This window comes from Ancylobacter aquaticus, assembly GCF_004339465.1.
GTDB classification, from domain to species: Bacteria; Pseudomonadota; Alphaproteobacteria; order Rhizobiales; family Xanthobacteraceae; genus Ancylobacter; species Ancylobacter aquaticus.
In genome coordinates this window covers 46,986-64,474 of sequence record NZ_SMFY01000007.1, presented here as the reverse complement: position 1 = coordinate 64,474, position 17,489 = coordinate 46,986, and the positions used below count along the sequence as shown (strand labels likewise).

Genomic DNA, 17,489 nt, shown 5'->3' with positions numbered 1-17,489 from the left:
ACATCCTCCATGCCCCATGATCGCGTCCTCCTCGCCCGCATCGGCGCCCCGCACGGGGTGCGCGGCGAGGTGCGGCTGTTCGTCTTCGCCGAAGATCCCTCGTCGCTGCAGGACTATGCGCCGCTGACCGACGAGGCGGGGACGCGCACCTTCCGCATCAAGACGCTGCGTCCGGCCAAGGACCATTTCGTCGCCCGGCTGGAAGGCGTCGACACCCGCGAGGCGGCCGAGGCGCTGACCAATCATGGCCTCTATGTCGCCCGCGACCTGCTGCCTGAGCCGGACGAGGACGATGATTTCTACCATGCCGACCTGATCGGGCTGGCTGCCTTTACGGGGGACGGTGCGCTGTTCGGCAAGGTCGTGGCGGTGCATGATTTCGGCGCCGGCGACATACTCGAAATCGCGCCGGAAGCTGGCGGCAAAACGCTGATGCTGCCCTTCACCAAGGCGGTCGTGCCGAGCGTCGACCTCACGGCCGGCCGACTTGTCGTGGACCCCGGCGAATGGGTGCGCGAAGAGGCCCCGCCGCCCGAGGCGGACCAGGGCTAGGAGCGCGGCACATGTGGCGCGCCTCCCTCGTCACCATTTTCCCCGACATGTTCCCCGGTCCGCTCGGCCTCTCATTGGCCGGGCGCGCGCTGGCGCAGGGCGGCTGGGCGCTGGAGACGGTGGACCCGCGCGAGCACGCCACCGACCGCCATCGCTCGGTCGACGACACGCCGGCCGGCGGCGGGCCGGGCATGGTGATGCGGGTCGACGTGCTGGCGCGCGCGGTGGACGCTGCCGCGCCGCTGGGCGACACCCGCCCGCGCCTGCTGATGACCCCGCGCGGCACGCCGCTCACCCAGAAGCGGGTGCGCGAACTCAGCGCGGGGGAGGGCGTCGTCATCGTCTGCGGGCGGTTCGAAGGGGTCGATGATCGCCTTGTCGCCGCGCGGGGACTGGAAGAGGTGTCGGTGGGCGATGTGGTGCTCTCGGGCGGCGAGATTGGCGCGCTGGTGCTGCTCGATGCCTGCGTCCGGCTGCTGCCGGGCGTGATGGGGCACCCCGAATCCGGCACCGAGGAGAGCTTTTCCGCCGGCCTGCTGGAATACCCGCAATACACCCGCCCGCCGAGCTTCGAGGGTATGGACATCCCGCCCGTGCTCACCAGCGGCGACCATGCCAAGGTCGCACGCTGGCGGCGGGAGCAGGCGGAAGCCGCCACGAAGGCCCGCCGGCCGGATCTCTGGGCCGCCTTTCGCGCGGCGCAGGGCCGCCCTGCGACGAAGGGGGAATGACAAACCCTTCGGTTTCGCGTATAGGCGCGCCGTCACTACCAACTGACAACAGCAAAATGCGGACGGCTGGGCTTGACGTGCCACAGCCGATCTCGCCTGAGGTGATAACATGGTCGATATTATTCGCGAGCTCGACATCGAGCAGGCCGCCAAGCTCGCCGAGCTGCGCGCCATTCCCGACTTCCAGCCTGGCGATACCGTCATCGTCAATGTGAAGGTGAAGGAAGGCGAGCGCACCCGCGTGCAGGCCTATGAGGGCGTGGTGATCGCCCGCAATGGCGGCGGCATCAATGAGAGCTTCACCGTTCGCAAGATTTCCTATGGCGAGGGCGTCGAGCGCGTGTTCCCGCTCTACTCGCCGAACATCGACAGCCTGAAGGTTGTCCGTCGCGGCAAGGTGCGTCGCGCCAAGCTCTATTACCTGCGCGACCGTCGCGGCAAGTCGGCCCGTATCGCCGAGCGCCAGGACAAGAACGCCGGCAGCCGCAAGAAGGGCGCTGCCGCCCCGGTCGCCGCCGCCGAGTGATTGGCGCGGCGCCACGGCGCCGGCATCCGTCGGCTTCCAGATGATGTTCAGGGCGGCTTCGGCCGCCCTTTTCTTTTGGCGGGCGGCCCCAGCAAGGGCTCACCGGCCGGCTGCGGTTTGTCCGGGAGCCTATACTGCGTTGGTTCTGTCGCGCACAGCTCGAAGCCATGGCCTGTGTGTCCGGAGCGGCGCCCGTCTAGCGCAACGGCCATCCGTCGGGTCCCACCGCCGGCCGGTGCGTCAGCAGTCCTTGATGTGCAGCACCCGGGTGTTGGTCTGCTGTTCGACCAGAAGGGTGCCATCGCCGAGCATGGCGGCCTGCATGACGGTGGCGAAGTCCGGCTTGCGCAGCGGGCAGGTTATGAGCTGGCGGCGTTCGGCCTTCTCCACGGTCTCCGGCTTCATCTCCACGCGATTTCCCACCTCGACAGCGGCGAAGGTGGCGAGAGTTGCGGCGATCAGGGCGATGTCGGACAGACGCATCGTGCACTCCCTTGGCTGGAGCAGCTTAGAGTGCGATCCGATCAGATTGAACCAATATGATCGGTAAATCGCCCTCTAACGCTAAGATAGAGAACGCGCTATCCGATCCGCTTGCGATGCAAGCTGAACGGCGCGGCTCTAGCGTGGGGGATGATGTCGCGCCATATCAAAGGTAAAACGGCTTCAAGCCGGGCCGATACGCTTATTTTTCCGCGATTTCATTCTAATTTTACTATGTAATACATTATTTCAATTGCAGCGCCGGGAGCTTGACGCGTCACGCAGTCGTGCGGCGGCGAAGGACGGGCTGCGGAACGGTGGCGATTGTTTGCCGCGCCCAGACTTGCTAGAAGGGTTCCATGATGGCGCATGGCTCACCGATGACGGGTTCCTGCGGCGCGGCGGTTTCGCTGGCGCCCGGTGCCGCGCGTCCGGAGGCACGCCGTCGTCTTCCCACGACCATCGGTTTCGCCGCCGTGCCGGATCATGTCCGCCTGCCGGCGCGCTTTTTTGGACGCTTCACCGCCTGCGCGGTTGCCGGGCTTAGCTGAGCGCGCCCGGAGCCGGAGCCCTCGGGTTTCGCGCTCCCCGGCTGCGCTGCTGCCCCGCCCCCTGTTTTCCTCTCCCCAAGAGATGCCCAGATGAGCACGTCCGCTCCCCGTACCCTGTACGACAAGATTTTCGACGACCACATCATCGACCGTCAGGAGGACGGCACCTGCCTCCTCTATATCGACCGGCACCTAGTGCATGAAGTGACCAGCCCGCAGGCCTTCGAGGGCCTGCGCGTGGCCGGCCGCCGCGTCCATGCGCCGTCGAAGACGCTGGCCGTGGTCGACCACAACGTGCCGACCACTGACCGCCGCTTCGGCATCGACGACCCCGAGAGCCGCATCCAGGTGGAGACGCTGGCCGAGAACGCGCGCGAGTTCGGCGTCGAGTATTTCAACGAGCTCGACAAGCGCCAGGGCATCGTCCACGTCATCGGCCCGGAGCAGGGCTTCACCCTGCCGGGCACCACCATCGTGTGCGGCGACAGCCACACCTCGACGCATGGCGCCTTCGGCGCGCTCGCCCATGGCATCGGCACCTCGGAGGTGGAGCATGTGCTCGCCACCCAGACGCTGATCCAGAAGAAGAGCAAGAACATGCGGGTGTCGGTCGACGGGAAGCTGCCCGACGGCGTGACCGCCAAGGATGTGACGCTCGCCATCATCGGCGCCACCGGCACCGCCGGCGGCACGGGCTATGTCATCGAATATGCCGGCGAGGTGTTCCGCGCGCTGTCGATGGAAGGCCGCATGACGGTCTGCAACATGTCGATCGAGGGCGGGGCGCGCGCCGGCATGGTGGCCCCCGACGAGACCACCTATGCCTATGTGAAGGGACGCCCGCGTGCGCCCACCGGCGCCGCCTGGGACGCCGCGCGGCGCTACTGGGACACGCTGCGCTCCGATGAGGGCGCCTTCTTCGACAAGGAAATCCGCCTCGACGGCGGCTCGCTGCCGCCCATCGTCTCCTGGGGCACCAGCCCGGAAGACGTGATCTCGGTCGAGGGGCTGGTGCCCGATCCGGACCTGATCGACGACGCCGACAAGCGCGACGCGAAGAAGCGGGCGCTGGCCTATATGGGTCTCGTCGCCGGCACAAGGATCACCGACATCCCGGTCGACAAGGTGTTCATCGGCTCCTGCACCAATGCCCGCATCGAGGATCTGCGCGCGGCGGCCTCCATCGTGCGCGGCTACAAGGTGCGCGAAGGCGTCTCGGGCATGATCGTGCCGGGCTCGGGGCTGGTGAAACTGCAGGCCGAGGCCGAGGGGCTCGACGCCATCTTCAAGGCGGCGGGCTTCGACTGGCGCGAGCCGGGCTGCTCCATGTGCCTGGCCATGAACGCCGACAAGCTCGGCCCGGAGGAGCGCTGCGCCTCCACCTCGAACCGCAATTTCGAGGGACGGCAGGGCTTCAAGGGCCGGACCCATCTCGTCTCGCCCGCCATGGCGGCGGCGGCGGCGATCGCCGGCCATTTCGTCGACGTCCGCACCTGGCCGCGGGCGGGTTGAGCCTCGGCGGGGAGATGGCGCGATGAGGGGCGATCCGTTCTGGGAACCGCCGCCCGACGACCCCACCGAAGTGTGGGGCCGTCGCATCGGGCGGGGGCTCGCCGTGGTAGTGGCGCTGGCCCTCGTCGCCTATCTGTTCGCGACTTATCTGAGGTGAGCCGATGACCGAGAGCGGCGACTGGCTGAAGCGCGGCGCGCCCGGCCTGAGCGAGATGGAGGCGATGGCCGAGGAGGCCTATGCCCGCCTGCCGGACGAGTTCCGCTCCCTGTGCGGCAACCTCGTCATAAGGGTCGAGGATTTTCCGACCGACGAGGTGCAGAAGGAGATGGAGGCGGAAAGCCCGTTCGATCTGCTCGGCCTGTTCCAGGGTATCGGGCTGGCGCAGGGCTACGAGACCGCTACCGGCGTGCTGCCCAACATGATCTTCCTCTACCGCCGTCCGATTCTCGACTATTGGGCGGAGAATGAGGAAACGCTGGGCGACATCGTCACCCATGTGCTCGTCCACGAGATAGGCCACCATTTCGGCCTCTCGGACGACGACATGGAGCGCATTGAGGAAGAGGCGGGCTGACGGCCCCGCTCCCGGACCGAATTTGACGGGCGCGCCTGCGTCCAGGAGATGTGAGAGATGGATACGTTCACCACCCTGACGGGCGTCGCGGCGCCGCTGCATCTGGTCAATGTCGACACAGACATGATCATCCCCAAGCAGTATCTGAAGACGATCAAGCGCACCGGGCTGGGCGTCGGGCTGTTTTCGGAGATGCGCTACATGGAGGACGGGTCGGACAATCCCGATTTCGTGCTCAACAAGCCGGCCTATAAGGGCGCGCCGATTCTCATCGCCGGCGACAATTTCGGCTGCGGCTCCTCGCGCGAGCACGCGCCCTGGGCGCTGCTGGATTTCGGCATACGCTGCGTGATCTCCACGTCTTTCGCCGACATCTTCTACAATAACTGCTTCAAGAACGGCATCCTGCCGATCAAGGTGACGCCGGAACAACTGGCCGCGCTGTTCGACGACGCGGCCCGGGGGGCGAATGCCAAGATCACCGTCGATCTGGAAAGCCAGACCATCACCGGGCCGGATGGCGGCTCGATCTCCTTCGAGGTCGATGCGTTCCGCAAGCACTGCCTGCTGAACGGCCTCGACGATATCGGCCTCACCCAGGTGAAGGCGGACAAGATCAAGTCCTTCGAGGAGAAGCTCGCCGAGGAACGCCCCTGGGCGTGAGAGCGCCGACGCGCACCCCTCGTCATCCCGCACGGCCGAAGGCAAAGCTTGGATCGTGAGACGCGCGGGACGATCCCGGCTCTGCGGCGTCGCCTCCGGCCGGGATGACGCGGACGCGTTTGCGCTGAGCATTTTCGCTTTACACCGCGCCCGTCCCGGGATGGAATCGTTCAAAACGAGAACATCCGGGAGACGCTCCATGTGCCACATCTTCGCGGGCCAAGCGCCCGAAACCTATGACGGCCAGACGCGCTCGGTGCGGATTGGCGGGCATTCCACCTCGATCCGGCTGGAGGCGGCGTTCTGGACCGTGCTGGAGGAGGTTGCCGCCCATCAAGGCATGAGCCTGGGCAAATTCGTCACCAAACTGCATGACGAGGTGCTGGAACTGCATGGCGAAGTGCGCAACTTTGCCTCGCTGCTCCGCTGTTCCTGCCTGATTTTCCTCACCGAAGTCCGCCCCGCCGCCGTCGCGCCGGCCGCCGCGCGCGGGCGCATCTTGTGCGAGAGCGGGCGGATCCACCTCGAAGCCGCCGAGTGACGCGGGGCGTTCGCCCGTCTCGTCGCCTTCAATGCACATCGTGGTGATGTGCTAGCGGTCTACCACCTGCCGCCCGTGCCGGGGCCTAGCATCCTGATCAGGGCGACGCGTTCGCCCGGGTGAGGTTCACGGCCGGAGGGACAAGTGGCGAAGGCCATTCATTCGATGATCCGCGTGCTCGATGAAGCGCGCTCGGTGGATTTCTACGCGCGCGCCTTCAGGCTGGAGGTGGCGCAGCGTCTGCCTTTTGACGGCTTCACGCTGGTGTATCTGCGCAATGCGGAAGCCGATTTCGAGGTCGAGCTGACCATCAACCACGACCGCACCGAGCCCTATGTGCTGGGTGACGGCTACGGGCACATCGCCTTCGTGGTGGATGATCTCGCCGCCGAACATGCACGCTTCGTTGAAGCGGGCCTCAATCCAAACCCGATCAAGGAATTCCTTCACGAAGGGGAGCTTCTCGCCAAGTTCTTTTTCGTGGCGGATCCTGATGGATACAAGATCGAGGTGCTGCAAAAGCACGGAAGATACCGTTGAACGACCGCGCCGGCACGCCAAGCGGCGCGGGACAGATCAATAATACATAAAAATACCTGGGAGGTAACAATGGCAACACTGATCGACAGGCGAGGTCCGTCACGCCGCGCCCTGCTTGCCGGCATCGGAGCCGCCGGCGCGCTGATGGTGAGCGGCGCCGCGGTGCTCAATCCGCGCGAGGCGTGGGGAATGGAGGTTTCGGCGCTCAAGCCGGAAACCATGCGCACGCTCATCGTCATGGCGCGCGACATCTACCCCCATGACCGCATTCCCGACCGTTACTACGCCATCGCGATGAAGCCCTATGAGGCGGACGCGGCGAAGGATCCTGCGCTGAAAGCAATGGTCGAGGACGGCGTCATCACCCTCGATACGCTCGCCAGGGCCAATTATGGCGTCGCCTATGCCGATGTCGGCTGGGAGGATCAGCGCGTCGCGCTGCTGCGCCAGATCGAGGACAGCGCCTTCTTCCAGAAGGTGAGGGGCGGCCTCGTCGTCGGCCTCTACAACCAGGAGGAGATATGGCCGATCTTTGGCTATGAGGGCTCCTCGGCCGACAAGGGCGGTTACATCGACCGCGGCTTCGACGACATCGCCTGGCTGTGAGGGGAGGCTCGCATCATGTCTGCACCCTTTGATCTGAATGACGATTCCGTCGTCGTCATCGTCGGCTCCGGCGCCGGCGGCGGCACGCTGGGCACCGAGCTCGCGCTCAAGGGCATCAAGGTGGTGATCCTTGAAGCCGGCCAGCGCCACAACATGGAAGACTTCGTCAATAATGAGTGGGAGAGCTTCTCCCAGCTCGCCTGGACCGACATGCGGACCACCTCCGGTTCATGGCGGGTCCACAAGAACTTCCCCAACCTGCCCGCCTGGATCGTCAAGGCGGTGGGCGGTTCCTCCGTCCACTGGGCCGGCGCTTCGCTGCGCCTGCAGGAGCACGAATTCAAGACGCGCTCGACCTATGGCGACATCGACGGCGCCAACCTGCTGGACTGGCCGATCACGCTGCAGGACCTTGAGCCCTGGTACGCCAAGGCCGAGGACCGGATGGGTGTGACCCGCACCAACGGCATTCCCGGCTTGCCCGGCAACAACAACTTCAAGGTGTTCGAGGCCGGCGCCAAGAAGGTCGGCTACAAGGAGGTCTCGACCGGCCGCATGGCGATCAACAGCGAGCCGCGCGCCGACCGGGGCGCCTGCCAGCAGATTGGCTTCTGCTTCCAGGGCTGCAAGTCGGGGGCAAAATGGTCGACGTTGATCGCCGAGATTCCGCGCGGCGAGGCGACCGGCAATCTGGAAGTACGCCCGCAAAGCATGGTGCAGAAGATAGAGCACGATGCCTCCGGCAAGGCGACGGCGGTCGTCTATGTCGACAAGGATGGCAAGACCCAGCGCCAGAAGGCACGCATCGTCGCGGTGGCCGGCAACTCGATCGAGAGCCCGCGCCTGCTGCTCAACTCCGCCAGCAGCATGTTCCCGGACGGGCTCGCCAACTCCTCGGGGCAGGTGGGACGCAACTACATGCGCCACATGACCGGCTCGGTCTACGCCATCTTCGAGAAGCCGGTGCACATGTATCGCGGCACCACCATGGCCGGCATCGTGCGGGACGAGGCGGTGAACGACACCAAGCGCGGCTTTGCCGGCGGCTATGAGCTGGAGACGCTCTCCATCGGCGTGCCCTTCATGGCCGCCTTCCTCGATCCGGGCGGCTGGGGCCGCTCCTTCGCCTCCGCCATGGACGGCTATGTGAACATGGCCGGGCTTTGGATCGTCGGCGAGGACATGCCGCAGGAGACCAACCGCGTCACCCTCAACACCGATGTGAAGGACGCGTACGGAATGCCGGTGGCCAATGTGCATTTCGACGATCATCCCAATGACGTCGCCATGCGCAACCACGCCTACGCCCAAGGGGCGGCGATCTATGATTCGGTCGGGGCGACGCGCACCTTGCCGACGCCGCCTTACCCTTCCACGCATAATCTCGGCACCAACCGGATGAGCGAGAAGCCGCGCGACGGCGTGGTGAACAAGCACGGGCAAACCCACGACATCCCGAACCTGTTCATTGCCGACGGCAGCCAGTTCACCACCGGCGGCGCCGAGAACCCGACGCTGACCATCGTGGCGCTGGCGCTGCGGCAGGCCGATTTCATCGCCGGCGAGATGACGCGCAAGACGATCTGACCCGGCGGGCCGCTTGCCGCCCTCATCCCCGGGCGTGTCCCGGGGACCCGGCTCTTTCTCGACGACAACCGGGGGTGGGGTGGCCGGGTCACGCCCGGCCATGAGGGAAATGACCGTCGGCCGGGAAAGATCAAACGCGACGTGCGGCACCGGCCTCGCTCCGGCCGGGATGAGAGCCTGCGATCCTCCCCACCTTCCCCCGCCGGCGCGCTGCCGGCGGTTTCCTTTTGCGGCATCGGCTTCTGGCGGGCCCCGCTTCTGGCAGGCCCCCGCTTCCAGTGCGTCTTCGCACCCAGCACGTCTTGCCACCGCAATCATCTGCCTTTAGCACTCGCACGCCGGCTGTTCGCCCGGCAGTGACGCTTCCTCAATGGCGCAAGCGAGGGACCTGATGGCGACCCACAAGCTTCTTCTTCTCCCCGGCGACGGCATCGGCCCCGAAGTGATGGCTGAGGTAAAACGGGTGATCGACTGGCTCGACCGGCGCGGCATTGCCTCCTTCGCCATCGAGGAAGACCTTGTCGGCGGGGCCGCCTATGATTCCTGCGGCCAGCCAATCTCCGAGGAGGCGATGGCCAAGGCGTTCGCCGCGGATGCTATCCTGCTCGGCGCCGTGGGCGGCACCAAATGGGCGAATGTTCACTATGAATCCCGTCCGGAGGCGGGCCTGCTGCGCCTGCGCAAGGACCTGCAGCTCTTCGCTAATCTGCGTCCGGCGGTCTGCTACCCGGCGCTTGCGGATGCCTCCAGCCTCAAGCGCGAGCTGGTCGAGGGTCTGGACGTGCTGATCGTGCGTGAGCTGACCGGCGGCGTCTATTTCGGCGAGCCCAAAACCATCACCGATCTCAGCGACGGCCAGAAGCGCGCCATCGACACGCAGATCTACGAATCCTATGAGATCGAGCGCATCGCCCGCGTCGCCTTCGAACTCGCCCGCACCCGTCGCAACAAGGTGGTTTCCACCGAGAAGCACAATGTGATGAAGACCGGCCTGCTGTGGAAGCAGGTGGTGAGCGAAGTGCACGGCGCCAATTACGAGGACGTGGAACTGGAGCACCAGCTGGCCGATTCGTGCGGCATGCAGCTGGTGCGCGCGCCCAAGCAGTTCGACGTCATCGTCACCGACAACCTTTTCGGCGATATCCTGTCCGACGTGGCGGCGATGCTCACCGGCTCGCTCGGCATGCTCCCCTCCGCCTCGCTGGGCGGCATCGAGGAAGTGTCCGGCCGTCGTCGCGCGCTTTATGAGCCCGTGCACGGCGCGGCTCCCGATATCGCGGGCAAGGGACTGGCCAACCCGATCGCCATGGTCGGCTCGCTCGCCATGGCGCTGCGCTATTCCTTCGGCGAACTGGAGGCGGCCGACCGGCTTGAGGCGGCTATCGCCGGCGTGCTGGACGGCGGCGTCCGCACGGCGGACATCTATTCCGAGGGCAAGACCCGCGTCGGAACCTCCGGCATGGGCGACGCCATCCTCGCTGAGCTCGACAAGGCGGCCTGAGCCGTCATCGCGACCCTCGGACGAGAAAAGCCCGGCTTCGGCCGGGCTTTTTGTTGGCGCGCCGGTCAACGACTCACGAAAAAGCCCGGCGCGGGCCGGGCTTTGAGGTCTTCAGCTGGATGCCGCAGGGGCGAATCAGTAACCCGGCAGGTCGAAACGGCTCGGCAGCGGCCAACGGATGCCGGTGATGCCGCTGTCGTCGCCATATTGCGGGTAGAGCGGGTGGGCGACGTAGACATAATTGAGGTCGCGCGAGGTGCCGGGCTTCACCACCGGGCCGGGATCGAGATAGGAGCGCGGCGGCAGCTTGCGGATGATGATGCGGTTGGATTCCTGCGCGTCGGCAGGCGCGGTGGCAATGACGGCTGTGCCGGCGACCAGAGCGGCAAGGGCGAACAGGGCGACACGCATCTCAACCTCCAGATAACGGTCACGTCGCGCGGCGCGCACATTCCCGTCACAAACAACATTGCCCGGAACTTATCGTTCCGTCGAGATGAGGAAAGCCCTAATTGCGTCGATCGGCGACGAAATATGCCGCTTCCACGAGAAGTGTGGCCGCGCTGCCGAAGCTGGCGAGCGCCGCTTCTGCCTCGCCGGTCAGCCGGGTGAGCTCCGCGCGCGCGCCCTCGATGCCGAGCGTGCCGACCAGCGTCGCCTTTCCGGCGGCGGCGTCCTTGCCCACCGCCTTGCCCACGAGGCTCGCCTCACCCTCGACATCGAGCAAGTCGTCGGCGATCTGGAAGGCGCGGCCGACAGCGCGGGCGTAGCGATCGAGGCTCGCCCGTTCCGCCGGGCTCGCCTGCCCGAGCAGGGCGCCGGCCTCGCAGGCCTGGCGCAGCAAGGCGCCGGTCTTCATCGCCTGAAGCTGGATGATGGCCTCCGCCGACAGGTCGAGCGGCGCGCGGTGGAGCGCCCCTTGCGCGAATCGGCCCTCCGCCGCGAGGTCCAGCATCTGCCCGCCGATCATGCCGGCCACGCCCGCCGCACGCGCGAGGCTGGCGATGAGGGCAAGGCGCACCGCCGGGTCCGTGTCATCCTCCTCGCCGGCGAGAATCTCGAAGGCGAGGGTCAGCAGCCCGTCGCCGGCGAGGATGGCGGTGGCCTCGTCATAGGCGCGGTGGACGGTCGGTCGGCCGCGCCGCAGGTCGTCATTGTCCATGGCCGGCAGGTCGTCATGGACCAGCGAGTAACAGTGAATGCACTCCAGCGCTGCCGCGGCCGGCATCGCGCGGTCGGCGCAGACGCCGAACAGCGCCGCCGATTCGACCACGAGGAACGGCCTCAGCCGTTTTCCCCCCGCCAGCGTGGCGTGCCGAATCGCGCCCGCCAGCCGCTCGCCCGGCGCGCCGCTGCGGGCAATCGCGCCTTCGATATAGGCGGTGACGGCTTCGGCGGTGCGGGCAAGCGCGAGGGCCAAAGGCGGGCGGCTTTCGGAAGTGGGCATGACGGGTCCGCAAGGGTTGTCGCAGCCGGAATTTTCCGTTCCGTGCCCGAGCCGGGCGGTGGGGTCAAGCGGACCGTTGGCCGCCGCTGTGCGTCAGGCGACGAGATTGCTGTGCCCTCCGCTGGTCACGTGTTCTAGAGTGGTTTCGCCGGGGAGTGAGCATGGGTGTTTTTTGGCGTTGGGCCTGGAAGATCGCGCTGGTGGTGGTGGCCACGCCGCTGCTGCTCGGGCTGCTCTATAATGTGGCGCCCGCGCCCTCGACGCTGATGCTGGCGCGCTGGGTGAGCGGGCAGCCGGTCGAGCGCGTCTGGCTGCCGTTCGACAACATCTCGCCGAATCTTGTCCGCTCGGTGCTGGCCTCCGAGGATGCGCGCTTCTGTTCCCATTCGGGCGTCGACATGGTGGAACTGCAGGGGGTGATCGACGAATCGGACGGGCTCAACGCCCCGCGCGGGGCCTCCACCATCACCATGCAGCTCGCCAAGAACCTTTTTCTGTGGAACGGCCGCAGCGTGATCCGCAAGGGTCTGGAACTGCCGCTCGCGCTGTATCTCAACGTGGTGATGTCCAAACAGCGGCAGCTTGAAATCTACCTCAACATCGCCGAGTGGGGGCCGGGTGGCCAGTTTGGCGTCGAGGCGGGCGCGCAGCGGGCCTTCGGGCGCTCCGCCCGCGACCTGACCGCGCGGCAGGCGGCGCTGCTCGCGGTCATGCTGCCCAATCCGCACCGGCGCGATGCCGGCAAGCCCGGGCGCGGGCTGACGCGGCTCGCCGGAAACCTGCAGGCCCGCATTCCGCGCGAGGGCGCCGAGCTGACCGCCTGCCTCGCGGGGGCGTGAAACGGGCGAGCGCGCTCCCTCAAAGGCGTGCGACAGATTTGCGTCTGCCTCTTTCGCTCGCGCGCATGAGTCTGTATAAGCCGCCACTCGAATTACGCACCATCCGGCGCCGGCCCTTCCGACTGGGCGTGAGCCAGGCCGGGACAGGAGACGACAATGGCAGTTCCGAAGAAGAAGACCAGCCCGTCGCGTCGCGGCATGCGCCGTTCCGCCGACGCCCTCGCCAAGCCGACCTATATCGAGGACAAGGATTCCGGCGAGCTTCGCCGTCCCCATCACCTCGACCTGAAGACCGGCATGTACAAGGGCCGTCAGGTGCTGAAGGTCAAGGCCGAGGCCTGATCGCCTTCTGCCGGGCTGTCTGCCCGCATTGCTGAAGCCGGCCCCGAGGGCCGGCTTTTCTGCGTTGGGCGGCGTCGCGCGACGGGATGCCTCCTCATCGTCGGTAACGATCCGGAAGCCATGGCGGCGGATGACGGGCGCGAGCACCCCCGCGCGCCTTACTGTTGCACCGGAACGATGGTACCTTCCGCCCCCTGAACCTTGGAGCGTGCCGTGTTGCGTGATGCAAGTCGTGGAATGCGCCGCCGGTTCGCCTGGCTGGTCGTCGGGGCCCTTTGCGCGCCAATCCTGGCCGGCTGTGCTTCCCGTCCCGGGGACGACGCGCTCTCGGTCATCGACGTCGACACGGTCAGCACCAGCACCCACACGATCCTGGTGGCCTCCTCGCGCGAGCGCGACCCCCGGCCCGGCGTGTTCTACAATGGCGAGCGGACGCCGGAGCTGAGCTTCGCCAAGGTGGAGATCAGCGTTCCCCCGACACACAAGCCGGGCATGGTGGAATCGCCGCAGAAATCGCCGCCCAACCCGGCTACCGACATGGTGGTGCGCGAGGCGGTGTATCGGGACACGCCGACGCAGTTCAACGCCGACCTCAAGAGCGAGCTCTCAAAGTACCCGGCCGGCAAGCGGCAGGCGGTGATCTTCGTGCACGGCTACAACACGCTGTTCTCGGAGGCGCTCTACCGCCTCACCCAGATGGCGGAGGATTCCAAGGCGCCGGGCGTGCCGGTGCTGTTTACCTGGGCCTCGCGCGGCGAAATCGCCGATTATGTCTATGACAACAACAGCGCCACGGCCGCGCGCGACCGGCTGGAAGAGACGATCCGGCTGGTCTTCAACAGCGGCGCCGATCAGGTGACGATTGTGGCCCATTCCATGGGCAACTGGGTCACGGTTGAGGCGCTTCGGCAGATCAAGATTTCCGGCAACCCTTTGCCGATGAGCAAGCTCGGCAACATCGTGCTGGCTGCGCCCGATATCGACGTGGACGTGTTCAAGAGCCAGCTCAAGCGGCTGGGCAAGCCGCCCAAGCCGTTCATCGTCATCGTCTCGCGCGACGACAAGGCGCTGGCCTTTTCCGACTTCATCGCCGGCGACAAGCCTCGCCTCGGCGCCTACACGCACGACACGGAACTGGTGGAACTGGGCGCCGTCGTCGTCGACATGTCCAATGTGAAATCGACCGACGGCTTCAACCACGCCAAGTTCGCCCAGCTGGCCGAAATGGCCCCGCAACTGCGCGGCATGCTGGCGCGGGCGGCCGGGGCCAGCGGCGCCTCTAGCGTTGAAGTGTCCGGCATCCAGTTCTCGGGCATCGACCGGATGCGGGCCGCGCAGGTCGCGGCTGGCCTGCCGGAGGCGTCGGAGACGAGTGCGGGCGAGCCCGACGAGGCTGATCCCGTCGTGGACACGGCGGCGGCCATCGTCAGGGCGGGGGCTGTGGCGCGACGGTGAGGGGAGGGCCGGCGCGGCCCTCTCACGGCAGCCCGTTCACAAGGGGCGCACGCGGTTAAAGCCTCGCTCCGGCAGCCGACCCCCGGGAGCGCGCCCGCGAGGCGCCGTCCCGGCCAGCCATTCACTCTTTCTTGCCGCCGTCGCCGAGCTTGTCGAGGCGCTTCTGCATATCGGCAACCTGCCGGCGCAGTTCGTCGAAATCGTCGGGCTGCGGGCTGGCCGCCGGTGCCGCGGCGCTGTCCTCGGCGCGGCCGCCGGGCAGAAACATCTTGAAGGTACGGTCGAACATTTCCATGTTCCGGCGGACGTGCTCGTCCAGAATCCCGAAACCGCCAATGCCGCCAATGCCCAGCGTCTTGGAGAAGTTCTCCCGCAGGCTGTTCTGTTCCTTGCTGAAATTCTCGATGGTCATGTCGAGATAGCGCGGTACCAGCATCTGCATGCTGTCGCCGTAGAAACGGATGATCTGGCGAAGGAAATTGATCGGCAGGAGGTTCTGGCCCTTGCCTTCCTGCTCGAAGATGATCTGGGTCAGCACGGAGTGCGTTATGTCATCGGATGACTTCGCGTCGTAGACGACGAAGTCTTCGCCGTTCTTGACCATCTGCGCGAGGTCTTCGAGCGTCACATAGGTGCTCGTGCCGGTATTGTACAGGCGGCGGTTCGCGTATTTCTTGATGGTGACGGGTTCGTTGGATTTTGCCATTGTGATCCAGTCGCCTTGATCGTTTCCCATTGAAAACTCTAGGACGTTTCCCACCGCCCGGCTACAGGAATTGTGGCGGCTCAACGCCGCGCGCGGGGCAGGGCGGGCGGTGCTCTTGACCTCACGTCAGGAAAAGCCGGGTGCCATTGACATGGATCACGGGTGGCTACCACGATGCTGTCACACCTGATCGAGAAGGTGAGGCGCAGGCCCGCGGGCCGAGCCCGACTACAGGACCGTACCGGAGGACGTCATTCATGAAAGACGGCATCGTCATCGTCGGCGCCGCGCGCACGGCTGTCGGCGCGTTCAACGGGGCGCTGTCCTCGCTGCCCGCCCATGAACTGGGCAAGATCGCCATCGCCGCCGCGCTGGAGCGGGCCGGCGTCGCGCCGGGCGAGGTGAGCGAAACCATCATGGGGCAGATCCTCACCGCCGGCGCGGGGCAGAACCCGGCGCGCCAGGCCTCGGTGGCGGCCGGCATCCCGGTGGAAAGCCCGGCCTGGGGCGTGAACCAGCTCTGCGGTTCCGGCCTGCGCGCCGTGGCGCTCGGCTATCAGGCGATCCTCAACGGCGACAGCGACATCGTGGTGGCGGGCGGCCAGGAATCGATGAGCCAGGCGCCGCATGTCGCGCATCTGCGCAACGGCACCAAGATGGGCAACCTTGAAATGGTCGATACCATGATCAAGGACGGTCTGTGGGACGCCTTCAACGGCTATCACATGGGCACGACCGCCGAGAACGTCGCCCGCCAGTGGCAGATAACCCGCGACGAGCAGGACAGCTTCGCCGTCGCCTCGCAGAACAAGGCGGAGGCGGCGCAGAAGGCCGGGCGCTTCAAGGACGAGATCGTCCCCGTGACCATTTCCTCGCGCAAGGGCGACATCGTCGTCAGCGACGACGAATATCCCCGCCACGGCGCGACCATCGAGTCGATGACCAAGCTTCGCCCCGCCTTCTCCAAGGACGGCACGGTGACGGCGGGCAACGCCTCGGGCATCAATGACGGTGCCGCCGCCATCGTGCTGATGTCGGCCTCCCGTGCGGCCAGCGAGGGCAAGAAGCCGCTGGCGCGCATCGTCTCCTGGGCGCAGGCGGGTGTCGATCCGGCGATCATGGGCTCGGGCCCGATCCCGGCCTCGCGCCGCGCGCTGGAGAAGGCCGGCTGGACGGTCGCCGATCTCGACCTGATCGAGGCCAATGAGGCCTTCGCGGCGCAGGCCTGCGCGGTCAACAAGGACCTCGGCTGGGACCCGAGCAAGGTGAATGTGAATGGCGGCGCCATTGCCATCGGCCACCCGATCGGCGCCTCGGGCGCGCGCATCCTGACCACGCTGCTCTACGAGATGGAGAAGCGCGACGCCAAGAAGGCACTGGCCACGCTGTGCATCGGCGGCGGCATGGGCATCGCCATGTGCCTGGAGCGCGACTGACCCTGCGTCGGCGCGGCCGATAAAAGCTGTGACCAATCGCGACGGCAAGGCGGGCTCGCGACCTTGCCGTCATCAAGAATCGACGTACAAACCGTCGAGAGTTCCCTGGGGAAGGGACGCCAGAGGGGGAAGACATGGCGCGTGTTGCATTGGTCACCGGGGGTACGCGCGGCATCGGCGCGGCCATCAGCAAAGCCTTGAAGGCGGCCGGCTATTCCGTCGCCGCCAATTATGCCGGCAATGACGCGGCTGCCGCTGCGTTTACCGAAGAGACCGGCATCCCCACCTTCAAATGGGACGTTTCCGACTTCGCGGCGTGCAAGGCGGGCATCGCCGAGGTGACGGCAAAGCTCGGCCCGGTCGAGGTGCTGGTGAACAATGCCGGCATCACCCGCGACGGCATGCTGCACAAGATGTCGCCCGAGAACTGGCACGCGGTGATCAACACCAACCTCTCCTCGGTGTTCAACATGTGCCGCAACGTGATCGAGGACATGCGCGAGCGTGGCTTCGGCCGTATCGTCAACATCTCGTCGATCAACGGCCAGAAGGGCCAGATGGGCCAGACCAATTATTCCGCCGCCAAGGCCGGCGAAATCGGCTTCTCCAAGGCGCTGGCGCAAGAAGTCGCGAAGAAGGGCATCACCGTCAACGCGATCTGCCCGGGCTACATCGCCACCGAGATGGTGCTGGCCGTGCCCAAGGACGTGCTGGAGAAGAGCATCATTCCGCAGATCCCGGTCGGCCGCCTCGGCGAAGCTGACGAGATCGCCCGCTGCGTGGTGTTCCTCGCCGCCGACGAGGCGGGTTTCATCACCGGCTCGACACTCTCCGCCAATGGCGGCCAATATCTCGGCTGATCGGGCGGCGAGGGCGTAAGGGCCAAGCGGCGGGCG

At 66.4% G+C, this 17,489-nt stretch carries 22 protein-coding genes; 18 read left to right on the top strand and 4 right to left on the bottom strand.

Features of this window, described 5'->3' with window-relative positions; genetic code table 11:
- Positions 1-9 precede the first annotated feature (9 nt).
- The 3 genes from rimM (at position 10) to rplS (ending at position 1,809) form a co-directional block, all read left to right on the top strand.
- On the top strand, positions 10-552 hold the full coding sequence (rimM, locus tag EV667_RS22055) for a ribosome maturation factor RimM (RefSeq protein ID WP_131837469.1): 543 nt from the start codon (positions 10-12) through the stop codon (positions 550-552).
- 11 nt (positions 553-563) lie between these two features.
- The gene (trmD, locus tag EV667_RS22050; protein WP_131837468.1) at positions 564-1,283 is read left to right on the top strand and encodes a tRNA (guanosine(37)-N1)-methyltransferase TrmD; all 720 of its coding nucleotides are present in this window, start codon (positions 564-566) and stop codon (positions 1,281-1,283) included.
- A 109-nt stretch (positions 1,284-1,392) separates the two neighbouring features.
- Positions 1,393-1,809, top strand: coding sequence for a 50S ribosomal protein L19 (gene rplS / locus EV667_RS22045; protein ID WP_131837467.1), 417 nt, complete (start codon positions 1,393-1,395; stop codon positions 1,807-1,809).
- Between the two features lie 240 nt (positions 1,810-2,049).
- Here the strand turns inward: rplS and EV667_RS22040 are convergent, their stop codons facing one another.
- Positions 2,050-2,292, bottom strand: a complete 243-nt coding sequence (locus EV667_RS22040) for a hypothetical protein (RefSeq protein WP_131837466.1) — start codon at positions 2,290-2,292, stop codon at positions 2,050-2,052.
- 359 nt (positions 2,293-2,651) lie between these two features.
- On the opposite strand from EV667_RS22040, the gene EV667_RS22035 reads away from it, so the two are divergent.
- From EV667_RS22035 to leuB, 10 genes are all read left to right on the top strand, one after another.
- Positions 2,652-2,843 (top strand): hypothetical protein, encoded by a 192-nt coding sequence (locus tag EV667_RS22035; protein ID WP_131837465.1) that lies wholly within the window; start codon positions 2,652-2,654, stop codon positions 2,841-2,843.
- Positions 2,844-2,933: 90 nt separating this feature from the next.
- Positions 2,934-4,355, top strand: coding sequence for a 3-isopropylmalate dehydratase large subunit (leuC, locus tag EV667_RS22030; protein ID WP_131837464.1), 1,422 nt, complete (start codon positions 2,934-2,936; stop codon positions 4,353-4,355).
- Positions 4,356-4,377: 22 nt separating this feature from the next.
- Positions 4,378-4,512 carry a hypothetical protein gene (locus tag EV667_RS23130; RefSeq protein WP_280960237.1) on the top strand — a complete coding sequence of 45 codons (135 nt, stop codon included), beginning with the start codon at positions 4,378-4,380 and terminating at the stop codon, positions 4,510-4,512.
- Positions 4,513-4,516: 4 nt separating this feature from the next.
- Positions 4,517-4,930 (top strand): metallopeptidase family protein, encoded by a 414-nt coding sequence (locus EV667_RS22025; protein WP_131837463.1) that lies wholly within the window; start codon positions 4,517-4,519, stop codon positions 4,928-4,930.
- 57 nt (positions 4,931-4,987) lie between these two features.
- A complete protein-coding gene (leuD, locus tag EV667_RS22020; protein WP_131837462.1) occupies positions 4,988-5,593 on the top strand; it encodes a 3-isopropylmalate dehydratase small subunit in 606 nt (201 codons plus the stop codon).
- A 199-nt stretch (positions 5,594-5,792) separates the two neighbouring features.
- Positions 5,793-6,134 (top strand): ribbon-helix-helix domain-containing protein, encoded by a 342-nt coding sequence (locus EV667_RS22015; protein WP_131837461.1) that lies wholly within the window; start codon positions 5,793-5,795, stop codon positions 6,132-6,134.
- A 144-nt stretch (positions 6,135-6,278) separates the two neighbouring features.
- Positions 6,279-6,674 carry a VOC family protein gene (locus tag EV667_RS22010; RefSeq protein ID WP_131837460.1) on the top strand — a complete coding sequence of 132 codons (396 nt, stop codon included), beginning with the start codon at positions 6,279-6,281 and terminating at the stop codon, positions 6,672-6,674.
- A gap of 69 nt (positions 6,675-6,743) precedes the next feature.
- Positions 6,744-7,280 (top strand): Twin-arginine translocation pathway signal, encoded by a 537-nt coding sequence (locus EV667_RS22005; RefSeq protein ID WP_131837459.1) that lies wholly within the window; start codon positions 6,744-6,746, stop codon positions 7,278-7,280.
- Between the two features lie 15 nt (positions 7,281-7,295).
- Positions 7,296-8,867 (top strand): GMC family oxidoreductase, encoded by a 1,572-nt coding sequence (locus EV667_RS22000; protein WP_131837458.1) that lies wholly within the window; start codon positions 7,296-7,298, stop codon positions 8,865-8,867.
- Between the two features lie 391 nt (positions 8,868-9,258).
- The gene (leuB, locus tag EV667_RS21995) at positions 9,259-10,368 is read left to right on the top strand and encodes a 3-isopropylmalate dehydrogenase (protein ID WP_131837457.1); all 1,110 of its coding nucleotides are present in this window, start codon (positions 9,259-9,261) and stop codon (positions 10,366-10,368) included.
- A gap of 135 nt (positions 10,369-10,503) precedes the next feature.
- Here the strand turns inward: leuB and EV667_RS21990 are convergent, their stop codons facing one another.
- Both EV667_RS21990 and EV667_RS21985 read right to left on the bottom strand, forming a co-directional pair.
- Positions 10,504-10,779, bottom strand: a complete 276-nt coding sequence (locus EV667_RS21990) for a hypothetical protein (RefSeq protein ID WP_131837456.1) — start codon at positions 10,777-10,779, stop codon at positions 10,504-10,506.
- Between the two features lie 97 nt (positions 10,780-10,876).
- On the bottom strand, positions 10,877-11,815 hold the full coding sequence (locus tag EV667_RS21985) for a polyprenyl synthetase family protein (RefSeq protein WP_131837455.1): 939 nt from the start codon (positions 11,813-11,815) through the stop codon (positions 10,877-10,879).
- Between the two features lie 161 nt (positions 11,816-11,976).
- Between EV667_RS21985 and EV667_RS21980 the strand changes: the two genes are divergently transcribed.
- The 3 genes from EV667_RS21980 to EV667_RS21970 all read left to right on the top strand — a co-directional run bounded on the left by EV667_RS21980 (position 11,977) and on the right by EV667_RS21970 (position 14,451).
- Complete coding sequence (locus EV667_RS21980; protein WP_131837454.1) at positions 11,977-12,654, top strand: transglycosylase domain-containing protein; 678 nt, start codon at positions 11,977-11,979, stop codon at positions 12,652-12,654.
- Positions 12,655-12,810: 156 nt separating this feature from the next.
- Positions 12,811-12,996, top strand: a complete 186-nt coding sequence (gene rpmF, locus EV667_RS21975; protein WP_018387408.1) for a 50S ribosomal protein L32 — start codon at positions 12,811-12,813, stop codon at positions 12,994-12,996.
- 237 nt (positions 12,997-13,233) lie between these two features.
- On the top strand, positions 13,234-14,451 hold the full coding sequence (locus EV667_RS21970; protein ID WP_131837453.1) for an alpha/beta hydrolase: 1,218 nt from the start codon (positions 13,234-13,236) through the stop codon (positions 14,449-14,451).
- A 121-nt stretch (positions 14,452-14,572) separates the two neighbouring features.
- On the opposite strand, the gene phaR is transcribed toward EV667_RS21970, so the two are convergent.
- A complete protein-coding gene (gene phaR, locus EV667_RS21965; RefSeq protein WP_131837486.1) occupies positions 14,573-15,157 on the bottom strand; it encodes a polyhydroxyalkanoate synthesis repressor PhaR in 585 nt (194 codons plus the stop codon).
- 257 nt (positions 15,158-15,414) lie between these two features.
- Between phaR and EV667_RS21960 the strand changes: the two genes are divergently transcribed.
- Positions 15,415-16,593, top strand: a complete 1,179-nt coding sequence (locus EV667_RS21960) for an acetyl-CoA C-acetyltransferase (protein ID WP_131837452.1) — start codon at positions 15,415-15,417, stop codon at positions 16,591-16,593.
- Positions 16,594-16,727: 134 nt separating this feature from the next.
- Complete coding sequence (gene phbB / locus EV667_RS21955; protein ID WP_131837451.1) at positions 16,728-17,453, top strand: acetoacetyl-CoA reductase; 726 nt, start codon at positions 16,728-16,730, stop codon at positions 17,451-17,453.
- The last annotated feature ends 36 nt before the right edge of the window (positions 17,454-17,489 follow it).